A 15,514-nucleotide genomic window follows, 5' to 3' on the forward strand; every position below is an offset into this window, starting at 1 on the left:
CGCGGTCGCCTCACCCGCCACGGCCGTCGAGATCGCCTGTGTCGGTCGTGTCACCTCGGATGCGATTGCACCGCTGATCGCCGTGCCCCGCGCGGTCGCCTCACCCGCCACGGCCGTCGAGATCGCCGTGTTGCGGTTCGTGACCTCGGTCGCGATGGCGCCGCTGATCGCGGTGCCCCGCGCGGTCGCTTCGGCCGCAATCGCCTCCGCTCGCGCCGTCGCCTCGGCCTCATCTCCGGCCAAGCGCGCAGCCACTTCCGCCGCCACCGACGCAACGCCGGCGTCCAGCCGCGCGTCGACGACGGCGAGATCCGCCGCCGGCAGCGGGCCAAGCCGGTCCCACGTCTTCGGCGTGCCCGCGAGGACTTTCCAGACCCCCGAATCCTCGCCGTCCCCGAACACACGCCAGAGCGCCCCGACGTCGAGGCCGTCCGGATCGGGCAGATCCGCGACAAGCGCGACGCTGTCCTCATAGCCCGCCTCGATCGACCCGATCACGTCGGCGATCGGCCCGTCGCTCAGCAGCTGGGTCGCGAAGGCTGTGACGCTGATCCTGCCGCCGCCGTCCCCGATTGCATTGCCGAGCACTTCGTTGATCGACGACAGCTCGGGAATGTTGGTGGATGAGATGCTGTCGGTCATCGGGTGCCTCTGTCAGGGGTCGGAAGATCAGGCGGCATGGAGGATCCAGACCTCGCTGCGCAGGAGATTGATGTTGGCGCTGGTCGAGCCGGGCTGGCCGGTGAAGGCGATCACCACGTCGGCGCCGTAGTCCTGGCCGCCGGTGGTCACGCCGCTGCTCCCGGTGCCGATCCCGTCGGCATCGGACGCCTGGAAGGACACCTGGGAGGTGAGGCTCCCGGCCATGCCGATGACGCGCGTCGTGATGATCGTCGCCGTCGTGGTCGGGGCGATCTCGACGATGATGTCGCCCGTCAGCCCGCCGCTGCGGACCCTGATCGTCTTGGCGGTCGCGCTGTTCGTGTAGGACCAGAGCGCCCAGACCAGCACGCATCCGTGGATGCCGGGCGCGCCGCCGGGCACCGTCACGGACCGCATCACCGTCTCGTCGGTGGTGTCGGTCAAATTCACGGCCGTGCCGGAGGCATGCAGGCAGTACCAGGTCCCCATCGCCGCCGCGGCCGCGCGGGCGCTCGCCGTCTGCAGCAGCGTCCGTCCCGCCGCGCCGCGTCGGTGATCATCGCCGCGGTCGGGCCGGTGAGCGCCCGCCCGTCCGCCCTTGTGTAGGACGTGACGCGCCAGGCGCCGAGCGCGTCGCTCATGGCCGTCGCCGTGTCGCCGGCGGCCGTCACGATGTTCGCCCCACCCGGCAGGGCCAGCCCGGCCGAATGCGTCAGCGTCAGCGCGCCGGCAAAGCGCAGATGGCGGATCATGCGCGGCACAGTCCCGAACGAGGTGATCGCCGCGCTGCCGGTCACCACCAGCCGCTGCGCGATCGCCGCGCCAAGGTCGCAGGTCGGCGCCGATGGCACCTCCACCTCGTCGAACGCGAAACTGCCGACCGCACGGACGAGACTGGTCATGCCGCCCCCAGGAAATAACCGTCATGGTCGAAGATCAGGCGCCGTCATCGTCGACGCCGACCGGCGCGGTCGCCGTCACGAAGTCCAGCCAGCCGGACCAGTCGGAGGGATCGTCGTCATCGGGCAGCGCCCGGATGCGGGCACGATGCTGGGCATAGGCGGCGAGATGCCCGGTACGCAGCGTGGTCTCGCCGGCACCGGTCACGCCGCGCGAGAGCGGCCCGCCCGTGGTGCCATCCCACCGCTGCCATTCGAGTTCATAGGCCCAGCCGTCACCGCCGGCCGACCACGAAAACAGGCTGTAGACGCCGACCGTGGTCTCGGACGTCGCCTCGACGACGAGCTCCACGGCGAGATCCGCCGGCGCGGCCGCAAACGCCTCGCCGACCGTGTAGGCCAGCACCGGCCCCCACGCCCCGGGCGTGCCGCCGGGCGCAAGGCCCCGCGCGCGGATCTCGATATCGTCGCCGAGCGCGTAGCCGGTCAGTACGGGGGTTGCGGCCGACGAGACGGTCGCCGTCGACCAGCTGCCGGCGCCCTCGGCGCGGTGGTCCACCTGCCAGCGGGTCAGCGGCGCCGAGCCCGGCCCGGGGTTGAGCGCGACCACGACGCGTGGCGCCACGTCGCGTGTGGTCTCGATCGAGATCACCACCGGGGCGGCCGGCGCGACCGGAACGAAGGCGACGATCTCGCCGACGCGGCCGTCCCAGGGCGGGATCGGCCGCGCGGCCGTCAAAGTGTCGATCTCCGGCCGGTAATCGACCAGGTGGAACACGCTGGCGCCGGCATCGCCGGCCTCGACACGGCGCACGATGCAATGCCGGCTCTCTTCGCCGTAGATCCCGAAATGCACGATCTCGCCGGCGGCGGGCTTCTCCGCGTCGGCCGCCGCCACCCCGGTCCGCAACATCCGCACCGAGGACTGGTCGCCCGGCACGGTCGCAACCTTGCGAACCACCGACCGGCCGACCACGTCGTCGGCGTTGGCATGGACGCGGAAGCGGATCGCGTAGACCTTGCCCGCCTCCATCACGACCGAGGCGCCCTCAAACGCCACGAGGTCGCCGACCACCGCCTTGACCCGCGGCGAGAAATGCGCCCGGTCGATGTCGGCCAGCGACACCGCCACGCGGTCGCCGCGGGTCGCGATCCGCGCCACGCCGTCCTGGATCGCCCGCGCCGAGCCCGAGCGCAGCAGCACCTCGTATTGCCGCCGTGTCGCCTCGCGGAAGATCTCGTCGGGGTCGGTCTTGCCCGGCAGCTTCAGCTCTTCGGTGCGGGTGATCGGCCCGGTGTGGTCCGGGAACGGCACGAGCATCTCGCCGCTCTGCCAGTCGTTCGAGGCGTCGATGAACGGCACCCGGAAGGCGTGCGGCAGCCGCGGATAGATCGCCGACCAGCGGTAGTCCCGCGAATTGGCCGGCGACATGTGGGCGATGACATCTTCGGTCGGCCGGTCGATCACCACCTGCCACTTTTCCCCGTCCCAGCGCGGGGCGGCCCGGCCGGCGCGGCAGATGTCGAGCAGCACCTCCTGCAAGGTCGCCTCGTAATCGTGGATCCGGTCGTACTTCAGCCCCTGGAGCGCGCACCACTCCGCCCATTCGGTGACGCTCTCCCCGATCGCCTCAAGTGGCTCGGGATAGTCGGTCGCCGCCCCCGTCAAGGCATCGCGGAAGGCGGTCGCCGGCGACGACGAGGCCGCCTCAACCCAGTCCTCGCCGTCCCAGGTCGGCAGCAGGCGCTGGACGATGGCGTTCAAGCTGTCGAGCTGGCCGTTGAGCTGATAGGTCGACTTGACGCGGATCGCCGAGATCGCCAGCGGGAAATCGACGTTGAGCGGATACTCCGGCCGGATCGTCTGCAGCGCATTGAGCACGATCTGATCGGAGACATTCGGGTCTTCGGTCTCGTTGGTCATCCGCGTGAAGCGGACCTCGTAGGTGCCGCGCGCCGGCAGGGTCCAGCGGTGCGACCGCCAGAACGGCGCGCGGATGTTCTCGGTGATTTCGAGGGTCTCGACCTCGTCCCACGGGCCGGGCGTGTCGTCGTCGTCCACCACCGGCCGCTGTTCGATCTTGATCGCCACCGTGTAGGCGATCGACTTGCTCCGGCTGACCGAGTAGAGGCTGAGACCGGCGGAAAACTGGAAGATCGCGCAAAGTTCGGTGGCATCCCGGCCGCTGACCACCACGAAGGGATCGTCCTCCACCGGCTCGTCGCGCTGGATCTCGCCCTTGTCGTTTTTCACCATTTCCCGGCGAAGCGTGATCGACAGCGGCTCCTGCACCACCTGGTTCGGATAGAGCGTCACCGGCAGATCCTCCGGCCGGCCTGGCCGGAACTCGTGCTCGACCTCGTCGAACTCCTCGATCGGCGTGTCGCCGATCCGGATGCCGGACAGCGCGATCGGCCCGTAGCCCCAGACGAACAGGGCGCGCACAAAAAGGTCGGTGCCGACCACCTCGAAATAGGACGAGGCCGCGAATGGCGGCGCCATCCGATGCCGGCCGTAGGGATTGGGCACCGGCGCATCCGGTCGCGCCTGGTTCTGCCAGCCCGTGACGGCGAACGAGGTGTCCGGCTTGGAACTGCCCTGGTCGAGCGGGAACAAGGCATTGATCGCCAGCGCCCCGACCGCCGAAAGCCCGGCGCCGATGATCCCGCCCCACGCGTTCGCGCCAAGACCGAGGAATGACCCCGACGCCCCGAGCCAGCCGGCCGCCCACCACTGGCCAAGCGCAAACGCCGCGACGGTCACAACCAACTGCAGGATCGAGCGCCAGGCCGAGCGGCCGGGCAGCATCCGGATCACCACACGTGTGGCCGGCAGCGGCCGCACGCGGGTCCACAACCCCGCCTCGACCACGTCCTGCCCGCGCGGCGAGACGAGGATGACGCGCACATGCCGGCGCTCTTCGGCCGTCAGCCCCGGCATCGCCTGGGCCACGATCTCGGCGATCGTCATCCCCGGCAGAACGGTGAAATCATGCCGTCCGATCTCTGGAGAAAACCATCCCAGCGTCGTGACGCTCGCCCCGGCGTCCCGGCGCGGGGCTGCGGCCGCCGGCAGGGGCGGCAGCAGGTCCGGATCAGGGGGCGAGAAATGCTGCATGGGCCTCGGGAGACAGGGCCGCACCGGTCACGGCATCACCCGCCGGCCGGCCTCATCAGCGCTTCGTGCCGATGGATGCCGAGCAGGCGGTCGCGCCAGACCGGCGCGTCATAGCGCTCGATCACGCTGGCAGTGTCGCCGATGTGCAGCATGCGGCCAGCCGATAGGATGACCCCTACATGCGAGGCATGCCGGCCCCGCCGGAACAGCGCCGCGTCGAGTGGCTGCACCGCCCCGATCACCGGATGCCACGGCCCGCGCGCCAACCCGCCATGGATCACCGCGTCGACCGCTGCCCGGTCTTCGGCGGTCGGATAGGCCTCAAGCCCGCTCGCCAGCGTGACGCCGGCGATCTCCGCGTAGACGAGGCACAGCAGCCCATAGCAGTCGGCGCCGTCGCGGCTGCGCCCGAGGTCGGCATAGGGGATGCCCACGAAGCCGCTCAAGGCCGCTTCGATGTTGCTTCGACCCATCATCGATAGAGCCCCGTCATCGATAGAGACCCGGGAAGGCATCGCGCGACATGCGCCGGGCCGGATGCGGCTCCTCGTGGAACGGCTCGCGCGAAATCTGCAACTCGATCTGGCCGGCATCGCCATTGGCGGTCATCAGCCACAGGCCAAGCCACTGCTGTTCGATGACGTCGGGCGAGCCCGCCAGGACGATCGCCATGTCCACCCGCGCCCGGGTGATCGTCTCGCGCAGGGGCTTGGCCTGGTCGCGGGCCACCACCTCCATGACGATCTGCGCCGCCGCCGGCGTCTCCTCGTCGTCGTCCGGCAGGATCGCGTCCAGCAAGACGAACTCGAACGGGCGTGTGAGGATCGTCTCGCCCGGATCGAGCCGCCACGCCGACCGCGTCCCGTAGGTCAGCGGATCGGTGGTCAGACGGTCCGTCGGATCGGTCGAGAGCCGGATCGGCATGTCCAGCGCCGGGTGCGTGAACTTGAACAGCGCGACTTCGAGGTCGTCGCTGTAAGGCTCGTCGTGGTGCCGGCGGGCATTCATCGACACCCGCCTCACGGCATCACCGTCAGCCGCCAGGCGACCCGCCACTTGAAGCCGGCCAGCGTCGTCTCCGGCGCCGCGCCCGGCTCGAACATCACCAGCAGCCGGCAGGCCAGCGTCAGCGGCACTCCGCCGATCAGCACCTTGGCGCCGCCGATCAGGATCGGCGCGCGTCCCGGCTCGGGTCCGTCATCCAGAACGGCAGCGTGCCGCCCCGCGTGTCCTCGTGAAACCAGCGGTCGGCCCGCGCTCCTGGTCCCGGTCGCAGTCGAGCACCAGCGACCACGGCCGGCCGGTCCGCGAATAGCGCCGCCGCGGCAGCCGCGGCCCGGCGTCCGCCCGGGCGGCCACGCGCGAGTCGGCCGCGCCGCGCCGCCAGCCCTCGCGCATGACGAGATCCAGTTCCGGGGGAAGCACCGGCACCGTCATGTGCGCCTCGGCTTGGCGCGCACGCCCATGCCGCCGAGCTGCCGGTTGGCGGCCGAACCCGGCCGGCCCATCGCTTGGCCGATCACCTCCTCGGTGGTGATGATCACCCGCCGCCCGCCGCGCTCGTCCTGTTCCTCTTCCACCTGCACGTTGTCGCTGGCCCGCGCCGGATTGACCACGACCGTGACCGGTCCGGACGCGGCCGGCGCCGGCGCGGCCGCCCATCCTCCCCATGACGCGCCGTTGTCATTCACGATCCCGCCGTTGGCATAGCCCGGCAGGCCGCGCCGCATCGCGTCCACCACCTGCGGTCCGCCGTGGCGCGCCACGTCGTCCTGGTTCCACACCACCTCGCCGGCGTGGACGATGCCCTTGGGCTCGTACCGCCCGCCCGGACCGGTGTATCCGCCGCCGTCGAAACTCCACCCGGTGCCATAGGCCGACACCCCGGCCGGCATCGCGCCCACCGCGCCCGCCGACAACGACAGCGAGGCGACGCCGCCACCGAAGGCCGCGCCGATCGCGCTGGCGATCGAGCCGAGCAGCCCGCCGCCCCCGCCGCCCATGCCCTGCATCGACTGCGCGATGCCCTGAAGGAGCGTGGTCAGCACCCCGCCGAAGCCCGGCAGGAACTGGTCGACGATCCCGCCGATCCCGGCCGACAGCCGGTCGAAGCTCCCTTCGAGGATCGACACCTGGTCTTCGGCCTTCGCGCCATAGGCCGACACCCCGGCCGGCATCGCCTCCGCCTGCGCCCGGGTCAGCGACAGCGCCGGCACCTCGGCCCGGCCCGCGCCGGCCACCGGGCCGAGCGCCGAGGTGAAGTCGACAAGGGTCTCCGTCGGCTTGTCGAGGGCGGCGCCGAACGTGTCGAGCTTGCCGGCGATCGAGGCGATCTTCGCGCCATAGGCCGGGTCGGTCGCGTAACCGGAGCGGCCGAGCGCATCGATCTGCGCGTCCATGCCCTGGGCGGATTTGAACGCCCCGTAGCGCGGATTGCGGTTGATGAAATCGGCATAGCCCGCGACCGAGTCGGCGGGGCTGGCATAGGTCCGGAAGCTGTCGGTGGTACTGACCCACTTGCCGTCGACCACCTCGCGGGTGGCGAGGCTCTGACCCGGCCCCTTGATCCCGAACAGGTTGTTGCCCGGCGCGCTCTTGCCCCAGTTGCTCTCCAGCGCCGCCTGCGCCGCGATGATCCGCGGGTCGATCCCGGTCGCGGCCGAGGCCTTCTCCACGCCCGGCCGGATCGACTCGAGGAACGCCGCCTGATCGCCGGAGTAGCGACTCGTCCCGAACGTCGCGCCCCCGGCCGGCGCCGGCGCGGCGTTCGAATTGGCCGGCGCGAAGTTGAGGCCCGCCGCGCCGCTCCCCGCTGCGACCCCTCCGTTGATGATCACCGTCGCGGCCGTGACCGACATCGTCCCGGTGTCGAGCGCGGCGGCCGCCACGTTGTCGTTGGCCTCGTTGCCCATCATCTTGCCGAGCACGCCGCCGACATCGCCGAGCGTCGGCAGGTTCTGGCCCAGCAAAGCGTTCTTGAGCGGATTGGCGAGACCTACCTCGAACAGCGAGCGCGTGAGATCGGTGGCGAGATCCTCGATCTCGAACTTGCCGGTGCGCAGGCCGTCCACCAGCGTGTTGATCGCATCGCCGCCGGCGTCTCGGATCTTGTCCCAGGCGGCGGTCTGACGATCGAGGGCGACCGCCATATCGGCCTCGGCGGCCAGCTGCTCGCGGATGATGCCGGCGCGCTCCGAGTCGGCAGCAATCCCCGCACGCCGGATGCGTTGTTCCGCTTCAACCAGCGCAAGCACACGCGCGCGCGCCGACTCGGACTGCCCGACTAGGGCCAGCTCGGCCCTTGCCATCTCAAGTCGTTCGCGGCCCGCTTCAATCTGTGCGATCGCCGCCACTTCACCCGCGAGGGCCGCGTAGGCTGCGGCCTCTTCGCGGATCGCCTGGGTCTGTTTCGGCGTCAGATCGATGTTCTGGCGGCGTGCCTCGGCGAGAAGCGACTGCTCACGGGCATAGGCAACGGCGGCGGCACCCGACATCCGCAAAGCCTGCGCCTGGATGGCAAGGGCCTGCTGGTCTTCCTCCGCGCCGCGCAGGATGTCGCCGACAGGGTTCCACCCTTCACCACGCCGTTCGTTCGGTCGTGGCACCGGAGTGTTCCGGGCGCGCTCCTGCTGGCGCGCGCGTTCGGCAAGAAGCCGGGCGCGGGTCTCTTCCGATGTGCCGCCTGCGGCGGCGATCGCCGCGCGTTCGTCGGCGTTGATCTGGGCCATCGGGTCAAGAGGCGGGATCGCCCGGCGCTGGAGGCTGGCCGACGCGCGAGAATATCGCTCCATGGCATCCGCCGCGCGCGCCGATTCGACGCTGATCTTGGCGATGTTTCCCGCCGCGGCATCGGCAGCGCGACCCAGTTCGTCGGCCGTCGTCGTTGCGTCGAGCCAGTCATCGGCGGCTTTCTTGAGCCGGGGATCATCCGATGCGGCGCCGATCGCCGCGATCTCGCGCCGCAAGGCGGCAATGTCGGGGACGCCGGCTCGGGCGGCATCGAGATAGGCCCGGAGCGGCCCTTCCAGACCCTGATCCGCGCCAAGGATGATCCCGTCCACGAAGTGGGAGTTGATTTCGCCGGCAATGGCCTGCGCGGCGTCCAGATATCGCTTCTTGAGATCATCGACGTTCCGGCCGGCGGCGTAGTCGATGACGATCTTTTCTTCCGCCGCATACTCCTTCACGCCCCGCGCGGCTTCGCCATAGGCGTCCTTGATGCGCCGGACGACATCGATATGCCGTTCGAGCGCCGCCGCACTGGCCGAGGTGCCACTGCCGATCGTCTCGAACAAGAGAGAGGCGCCGGCCGCGGCTGCGGCCATTCCAATCACGGCAAGATTGACCGGATTGAGCATTGAGGCGAAGCCGGCGGCAAGCGCAGAGGCCCCCTCGCGGATCGAACCTTGCGCGGAGACGATCGGGGCCAGTTGCGCGCCCTGCTGCAGGATCGCCATGGCGGGAGAGCCGCCCGAGGCGATCTGGACGCCAAGGTCCGTAAACTGGGCCTGCATGTTGATGAGGTCGTGGCTGGCGATCCCGTCCGCCCGCGCCGCCGCCGAATGACGCTGCAAGGCACCCGTCGCGGCATTGATGGCCCCGACCTGCGCCGCATACGCCGCCTGCTGTCGGCCGACGGCAACCGCCATCTCGTCCGCGTTGAGCGCGCCGATCGCATGCGCCCGGTTGATCTCGGCCAGCATCGCCAGATGCTGCTGCTCGGCCGCGAACAGCGGCACGAACCGCGCCTTGAGATCGTCGAGCGACCGCCCGTAGGCTTCGATGTCGGCCGCGCGCGCCGCCGTGTCGCGGTCGTTGACCCCCGCCCAGGCGTTGACGACGCCTTGCGTCCGGTCCGCGCCGGCCGCCGCCGTGCGCGCCTGCGCCGACTGCAGGGAGGTCAGCGCCATCGCCGCCTCGGCCGCCTCGTTGCGCAGGCCCTTGACCGCCTCGGTCTGCTGCCGCGTGGCCGTGACGGCGCCGGCGGCGTCCATCGTCAGCACCATCGCGAGATTGAGGGTCATGAGGTGTCCTGGATCAGTTGCGCCGTTCGTTGAGCGCGGCGATCGCCGCTGCTTCCATCACCCGAAGATCGTCATAGACCGCGTCCGGATAGCCCTTGCGGCGCAGGTGCACGTCGACGTCCGCATAGTGGTAGCCGGTCCAGATCAGCCCGCCCGAAACGACGATAGGCTTGATCTGGGTGCCGAGCTCCAGGAAGGCGGTGACGCTCGGCCAGTTGTCCGGCCACACCCCGAACACGTCCCCGGAAGCAACAGTCGCTTCCGCCGTGATCCCCCAGCCCGCCAGCGCCTTGACGTCGCCGGCGTCGACCCCGGTCCGGTCCGTGTCGGCCCGCCCGAGGCGGCCGCGCGCCCACGCCTGCGCGGCCGCCTTCAGTTTCCCCGGCGGCCCTCGCCGGCGACGCCGTCCTGGTAGGCGCGCCGGTACGCCGCCCGGAAATAGAGGTTGCCGAGCGCCTCGCGCAGCAGCGTCTCCGAATAGGGCACCGGCTTGCCGTCCTCGCCGATCATGTCTTCCCAGCCGGCCGCCACCGCCACGTCCTGGTCGTTCAGCTTGACGCGCAGCGCGTCGCCGACGAGCCCCTCCAGCGCCTTCATGCCGGCTTCGGCTTCGGCGTCGGGCATGTGCCGGAACAGCATCTTGAACGAATGGTCGTCATAGCCGTCGACCTTGGTCGCGGACGGGATGCGCACCGTGACCGTGCGCTTGAAGGTGATCTCGCCGGTGAGGATCGCGAATTTCATCACATGCCTTTCGAAGGGGGTTCGGAGCGGCGTCGGCGCCTCCTCGAGGAGACGCCGCGGCGTGTCCGTTGACGGGCTTACTTGCCGAATTACTTGAACGTGAGCGTCCACTCGTCATCGCCCGTCACCGGGCGATGGTAGGTCGGGAAAGTCTGGTTACGGATGCCGTTGGTGGCGCCGTAACTCGGGCGGCCGACCTGGGTCGCGGGCGCGGCGAACTCCACGATGTTTCCAGCGACGAGGCCGTGGGTGATCTCCAGCTCGGCCAGCGTCTTGGCCTTGACGGTTGCGATCCAGTCCTTGGTCGCGACCGCCGCACCCTCGATCACCACCGTGCCGGCCGACTTGCGGTCGGTCATCTCGATCGACCGCTTGTTGATCAGGAAGCGGGGTGCGACCTGGTTGCTGGCATTGAAGTTGAAGCTTTCCAGCCCGGCGGGGACCCCGTGCAGCGAAAACGCCGTGTTGAGGTAGTCGCAGACCAGTCCGTCCTGCCACGGCGTGAACACCGGCACCGGCCGGGCGGTATCGGTCACATCGGCGAGGAAGCCCAGGTAGGTGAAGCGCAGCAGCGGCACCCGATTGGCGGTCCAGACCATCTGCCAGTTGCCGCGGCCAGCCGTGAACGGGTACTTCACGCCGTCGTCGTTGAACCACAGCGTGCCGGTTTCCTGCCCGTCCGACAGCGGCGTGTAGTCGACCTGGGTGTCGGCGGTCACCGCCTCGTCGCAGCCGGCCGACCGCAGCAGCCCGCCGAAGGCCGGGGCGACGCCGGCCGCGCCCGAGCCGGTAAGCTGCACGTCGAACTCGACCCGGCCGTAGAGACCGGCAACGTCGATGCCCTGGTGACCCATGTGGCCGAGCACGAAGTCGCGCGGCACGTCCTCGCCTTCCATCGGCGCGAAGGTCATGTTGAAGAACTTGATGGTATTGGCCGTGGTCGGCGCCGCGTCGGTGCCGATGACGGTCTCGGGCTTGTGCAGCAGCACGCCCTGGGAAATGTTGATCACCGGCATGGATCAGCTGTCCTTCTTGCCGTGCGCCTTCGGCGCGCCCGTGTCCTCGGCCGGGACCACCCCGGCCGCATGCGTGTCCCCGGCCGGTTTCGCGGCTTCGGCGGCGAGCCGGGCGCGCCGCGCCGTCGGCGTCTCCGGCTCCGGCGCCGGCCGCTGTTCCGGCTCGCGCCGGCGGCGCACGCCCGTGACGGGGTCCACCGTCCAGCTGCCGCCCGTCTTGCGTGTCTCGTTCATCCTGGTCCTCACTTTCGGATCCAGCGGCTCGTCCGCCACACCGCCACCCACCACGTCAGCCCGTTGCCGAACGGCGCGCTATCGGCGCCGAGATAGTCCATCAGCTGGCTGTCCGGTCTTGGCCGCCAGCCGGCGAGCGACGCCTCAAGCGCCGCCTGAAACCCCTCGATCAACACCGCCCGCTTGCCGCCCTTGGCGCTGTCCTGGGCGCGGATCGCCACCGCGACGGCGATCTCCACCGTCACCTCCTGCTCGAAGGCGCCGCCCGCAAACCGGTTGGCGCTGGCCCGCTCGCGCATCGGGATCACGAAGGCGGCCCCGTGCCGGGCGGCCGTGCCCTTGCCGAGTGCGTCCAAATTCTCGGCCGCCTCGACCGAGAGCAGCGGCGGCGCTGCCGTCGCGATCAGCCGGTCGACGACGAGGCCGATCACAGCCAGCCCTTCAGGCCGCAGCGGTCGAACACCGGCCGGGTGCCCTCCGCCAGGCCCGAGCCGGACGACGACGACGCCGGCGCGAGGCCCGACAGGTCGGGCAGCGCCAACCGCCCGGCGCCGGCGTCGCGCAGCTCGGCCACCGCGTCCCGGTAATCGCGCACCACATGGTCAGGTGCGCCGTCCCGGTGCAGCAGATAGCGGGCGATCGACACCGACCATTTGCCGACAAGGCCGGGAACGGTGGTGAGCGGCAGGGCGAAGCGTGTGCCGAGATAGCCGTCGATCGTCTGGTCGGCCTGCCCGATCGCCGCCGCCACCGCGTCCGCGTCGGCGATCCCGTCGAGATCGCGGTCCGCGACCTCAAGGATCTCCGTCTCGCCGGCGCGCTCGATCAGGTCGGCGAGGGTGCAGTAGGGCATGGGTCAGCCTCTGGAGGTTTGCGCCGGGGCTATCTGGGTCCGGCCTACTCGGGCCAGTCGCCCTCGATGGCGCGGGCGCCTTGAGCTGGTCGAAAACGTCGCGGTCGGCGATCGGGATGGAACCGCCCGGCAGGTAGCGCTCTCCGTCGTGGCGGATCGCCTCCAGCACCCGGAAGTTCGGCACCGTCCCGACCGGGGGCGCGGCCGTGGGTTCGCTGTCTTTCGGCGCGGCCGCCTTGGAGGCGGCCTTCGTCTCGGGGGTCTTGTCGGTCATCGCGGGTCTCTGCGGATCGAGGGAGGGGCGCCGCCGGACACGCCGGCGGCGGCGTGCGTCAGGACACCGCGTTCGTGAACAGGTGGCCGAGTTCGCTGGAGGCGATCACCTCGGCCACGCTTTCGCCGGAGGTGATTTCGACGCCGCCGCGCAGGCCCACCTTGGCCGGCGTCTCGCCGGAGACGCGGGTGCCGTAGACGGCCGTGTAGCCGAAGGCCGGCGTGCCATCCGTGGTGCTCGACAGCGACGCGGGCACATGCAGCAGCGCGGCGTGCTTGCCCCAGGCGCGGGTCCGCGTCACCGTCTGGCCCTTCTTGGCCGTGTTGACCCAGGCGTCGCCGACGACGATCTCGGGGATTTCGAGCAGGTCAGCCACCGCCGTCAGCGTCGCGACGCCGCTTTCGGTGCCCGAGGTGGAGATCGCCGCGATGATCTTCGGGTGGCGCCGCAGCCTGGTCCACACCGGCCGGCCGAGCACCAGCTTGTTCGGCCGCATGATCATGGCGTCCATCGCGTCCTGGACGTCCTCGATCGGCGTCGAGTCCGGATCGTCCCACTGGGAGGTGCCGGACAGCGTTTCCTTGTTGCCGCTGGGATAGGTCGCGGCGTCAAACACCACGTTGGCGACCCGCACCTCGCGGTCGAGGTCGACGAGCTCGATCAGCTTCGTGGCCGCGAAGTCGCGGGGATCATAGCCGGTCGGCGCGTTGGTGACATCGTCGTTGGGGATCACGTCGGACAGACCGTAGTCCTCGACCTGGTCGGCGACTTCGGTGGCGTAGAACTCCACCTGGTTCGGCGTGCCCTTGCGGCCGACCTTGGTGTCGGGGATCGTGATGCCCTGGGAAAAATCGAACTTGAGATAGCGGAACTGCCGGGTCGGCACCGGCATGCCGAGGCGCGGCAGCACCCGGTCGGCGATCAGCGCCGCGTTGCGATGGGCGATGACGAGGCCGGTCAGCCGCGGATCGGGCGTGAAGGGGAACCCGGACATGTATCAAGTCTCCAGAAGGTCCGGGCGCGCCCGGGAAAGGGGATAGGGCGAGGCCGGCGCGTCAGGCGCCCTGCATCATGCCCGTGTGAACGAAGATCTCGGCGATGTCGCCGCCGACGGCCGAGACCCGCATCTGCCCGGCAGTGACGGCGTTGGCGCCGGAGGCCGGGGCCGCCGCGACCGCCTTGCCGTTCGCGTCCGACGTCACGAAGGCGCCGCGGGCGACCGTGCCGCCGATGTCGATCTCGGCGATGCCGAGCAGGATGTAGTCGGCCCGCTCGCCGGTCACAGCGCCGTTGGGGCAGTCGGAAACGCCGACGATCAGGTCGGTGGCGGCCGAGGCCTGCACGATCGTGCCGTCGGCCGAGAACTTGACGAAGCGCCGGTGGGCGATCGAGCCGCCGGCGGTCGCCGTCTTGATGAGGAGCCTGTCCATGGTGTCTGGTCCCGATGAGAACGAGGAATGGGCGGCCGGTCAGGCCTTGGGCGAGATCCGGGCGAGCGCCTGGTGCACGTCGATCGGCGCGCCGGCGGCGCTGGCTTTCGCCATCTCCGCGGTGATCGCGTCGGCAAGAGCGACGGGGTCGGCGAAGTCGAGGGCATCGGCGTCCTCTGTGCCGGCGAAGTCCCCGGTCTGGACCGGCACCGGCAGCTTGGCCAGAAGGTCGCGGAAGGCCGCGCGCGGACTGGTGGTCACCTCGCCGTCGCCATCGGCAAACGTCAGCACCTCGTCGTCGAGCTCGCCGAACAGCGCGACGGCCGTTTCCTTGAGCCCGACCGGCAGGCGTCCGGCCGCGATGATGCCGGCGACGAACGTCGCATCCTCGGCGGTGCGGGCGGCGGCCACGCTCTGGGCGTGGCTGGCGGTGCGGGCGTCGAGCTCCGCCTGGCGGGCATCCAGTTCGGCCGCGCGGGCGGCCAGCTCTTCGGGTGTCGGCATCGGTCTGTCTCCGGTGGAAGGGGGCGGGCCGGGCACGGCATCCGCTCCGGTGTCGGCATAGGCAGGGGACGCGGCCGGCCGCGCGGCGCTGGCCGTCTCGGCAAGGCTCTCGATTTCCCAGGAGGGCAGAACCGCGTCGGCCGTCTCGATCGAGGTCTGGCCGATCAGCCAGTCGCGCAGGCGCCGGAACATCCGCGACACGCTGCCGGCGATCGCCGCGTCGGTCCATTCACCGAACTCGACCGTCACGATCTCGTCCGCCTCGTCGGCGAACTCGATCGGACGCAGGCCCTTCACGGCAGGCGGCGTCGCGCCGAGGAAGCCCACATGGCGCAGCGACATCTGCCCGGGCACCGGGTTGTTGCGCGCGGTCGGCAGGAAGAAGGAGGCAGACACCTTGCGGAACTTGCCGTCCTTGACGAGATCGGCAAAAGCCGGGTCCACGTCCTTCGGGGTCGCGACCAGCCGATCGCCGTCGACGCTGAGCCCGGCGACCCAGCCATAGGCCGGGCCGTCCACGGTCGGATGCCCGACCACGATCGGCGCCTCGTGCCGCGCCGGGTCATAGCCGGCGGCGATCGCCGCAAGGTCGGCGTCACTGTAGGTGAGCGTGGCGCCCGACATCGCGGTGTGCGTGCCGGCCTTGAAGATGTCGAAGGGCTTCATGGCGCCGAGGATCGCCGCCCCCGCGCCGACCCGTCAGCCGATAGGATGACCCCTATAAGCCGGGCCTTCGAAGGGCGTTCGAGGCCGCATCGAGGCGCGATCGGCGATCC

19 protein-coding genes are annotated in these 15,514 nt (G+C 70.5%); 1 reads left to right on the plus strand and 18 read right to left on the minus strand.

Features of this window, described 5'->3' with window-relative positions:
* From A6302_RS06480 to A6302_RS06515, 9 genes are all read right to left on the minus strand, one after another.
* Window positions 1-642: hypothetical protein (locus tag A6302_RS06480; RefSeq protein WP_210183276.1), on the minus strand; the 642-nt coding region annotated here is incomplete at its 3' end.
* A gap of 27 nt (window positions 643-669) precedes the next feature.
* Window positions 670-1,086 (minus strand): hypothetical protein, encoded by a 417-nt coding sequence (locus A6302_RS06485; RefSeq protein ID WP_069306358.1) that lies wholly within the window; start codon window positions 1,084-1,086, stop codon window positions 670-672.
* A gap of 2 nt (window positions 1,087-1,088) precedes the next feature.
* Window positions 1,089-1,544 (minus strand): hypothetical protein, encoded by a 456-nt coding sequence (locus A6302_RS06490; protein ID WP_069306359.1) that lies wholly within the window; start codon window positions 1,542-1,544, stop codon window positions 1,089-1,091.
* Window positions 1,545-1,578: 34 nt separating this feature from the next.
* Window positions 1,579-4,659, minus strand: coding sequence for a TipJ family phage tail tip protein (gene gpJ, locus A6302_RS06495; protein ID WP_141703454.1), 3,081 nt, complete (start codon window positions 4,657-4,659; stop codon window positions 1,579-1,581).
* Window positions 4,660-4,694: 35 nt separating this feature from the next.
* A complete protein-coding gene (locus A6302_RS06500; protein ID WP_245293951.1) occupies window positions 4,695-5,105 on the minus strand; it encodes an NlpC/P60 family protein in 411 nt (136 codons plus the stop codon).
* Window positions 5,106-5,148: 43 nt separating this feature from the next.
* A complete protein-coding gene (locus tag A6302_RS06505; protein WP_069306362.1) occupies window positions 5,149-5,667 on the minus strand; it encodes a hypothetical protein in 519 nt (172 codons plus the stop codon).
* 11 nt (window positions 5,668-5,678) lie between these two features.
* On the minus strand, window positions 5,679-5,810 hold the full coding sequence (locus A6302_RS25210) for a hypothetical protein (RefSeq protein WP_280938897.1): 132 nt from the start codon (window positions 5,808-5,810) through the stop codon (window positions 5,679-5,681).
* Between the two features lie 46 nt (window positions 5,811-5,856).
* Window positions 5,857-6,096, minus strand: coding sequence for a hypothetical protein (locus A6302_RS06510; RefSeq protein WP_069306363.1), 240 nt, complete (start codon window positions 6,094-6,096; stop codon window positions 5,857-5,859).
* Window positions 6,093-9,398 carry a glucosaminidase domain-containing protein gene (locus A6302_RS06515; protein WP_169833514.1) on the minus strand — a complete coding sequence of 1,102 codons (3,306 nt, stop codon included), beginning with the start codon at window positions 9,396-9,398 and terminating at the stop codon, window positions 6,093-6,095. The genes A6302_RS06510 and A6302_RS06515 overlap by 4 nt, the downstream gene beginning before the upstream one ends.
* Here A6302_RS06515 and A6302_RS22765 point away from each other — a divergent pair.
* Window positions 9,369-9,716, plus strand: coding sequence for a hypothetical protein (locus tag A6302_RS22765; RefSeq protein ID WP_169833515.1), 348 nt, complete (start codon window positions 9,369-9,371; stop codon window positions 9,714-9,716). The genes A6302_RS06515 and A6302_RS22765 overlap by 30 nt on opposite strands.
* On the opposite strand, the gene A6302_RS22770 is transcribed toward A6302_RS22765, so the two are convergent.
* From A6302_RS22770 to A6302_RS06560, 9 genes are all read right to left on the minus strand, one after another.
* Window positions 9,697-9,921, minus strand: a complete 225-nt coding sequence (locus A6302_RS22770) for a DUF1799 domain-containing protein (protein WP_169833516.1) — start codon at window positions 9,919-9,921, stop codon at window positions 9,697-9,699. The genes A6302_RS22765 and A6302_RS22770 overlap by 20 nt on opposite strands.
* Before the next feature lie 134 nt (window positions 9,922-10,055).
* Window positions 10,056-10,427 carry a hypothetical protein gene (locus A6302_RS22775; protein WP_069306366.1) on the minus strand — a complete coding sequence of 124 codons (372 nt, stop codon included), beginning with the start codon at window positions 10,425-10,427 and terminating at the stop codon, window positions 10,056-10,058.
* An 89-nt stretch (window positions 10,428-10,516) separates the two neighbouring features.
* Window positions 10,517-11,443 (minus strand): phage tail tube protein, encoded by a 927-nt coding sequence (locus A6302_RS06530; RefSeq protein ID WP_069306367.1) that lies wholly within the window; start codon window positions 11,441-11,443, stop codon window positions 10,517-10,519.
* Between the two features lie 3 nt (window positions 11,444-11,446).
* The gene (locus A6302_RS06535; protein WP_069306368.1) at window positions 11,447-11,677 is read right to left on the minus strand and encodes a hypothetical protein; all 231 of its coding nucleotides are present in this window, start codon (window positions 11,675-11,677) and stop codon (window positions 11,447-11,449) included.
* A gap of 8 nt (window positions 11,678-11,685) precedes the next feature.
* Entirely contained in the window at window positions 11,686-12,108 is a 423-nt protein-coding gene (locus A6302_RS06540) for a phage tail terminator protein (RefSeq protein WP_083255571.1), read from the minus strand.
* On the minus strand, window positions 12,105-12,530 hold the full coding sequence (locus tag A6302_RS06545) for a gp436 family protein (protein WP_069306370.1): 426 nt from the start codon (window positions 12,528-12,530) through the stop codon (window positions 12,105-12,107). The genes A6302_RS06540 and A6302_RS06545 overlap by 4 nt, the downstream gene beginning before the upstream one ends.
* 332 nt (window positions 12,531-12,862) lie before the next feature.
* A complete protein-coding gene (locus A6302_RS06550; protein ID WP_069306371.1) occupies window positions 12,863-13,798 on the minus strand; it encodes a major capsid protein in 936 nt (311 codons plus the stop codon).
* 61 nt (window positions 13,799-13,859) lie between these two features.
* Window positions 13,860-14,234 carry a DUF2190 family protein gene (locus A6302_RS22780; RefSeq protein ID WP_069306372.1) on the minus strand — a complete coding sequence of 125 codons (375 nt, stop codon included), beginning with the start codon at window positions 14,232-14,234 and terminating at the stop codon, window positions 13,860-13,862.
* A gap of 39 nt (window positions 14,235-14,273) precedes the next feature.
* On the minus strand, window positions 14,274-15,404 hold the full coding sequence (locus A6302_RS06560) for a hypothetical protein (protein WP_069306373.1): 1,131 nt from the start codon (window positions 15,402-15,404) through the stop codon (window positions 14,274-14,276).
* Window positions 15,405-15,514 lie beyond the last annotated feature (110 nt).

The organism is Methylobrevis pamukkalensis, assembly GCF_001720135.1.
Taxonomy (GTDB): Bacteria; Pseudomonadota; Alphaproteobacteria; order Rhizobiales; family Pleomorphomonadaceae; genus Methylobrevis; species Methylobrevis pamukkalensis.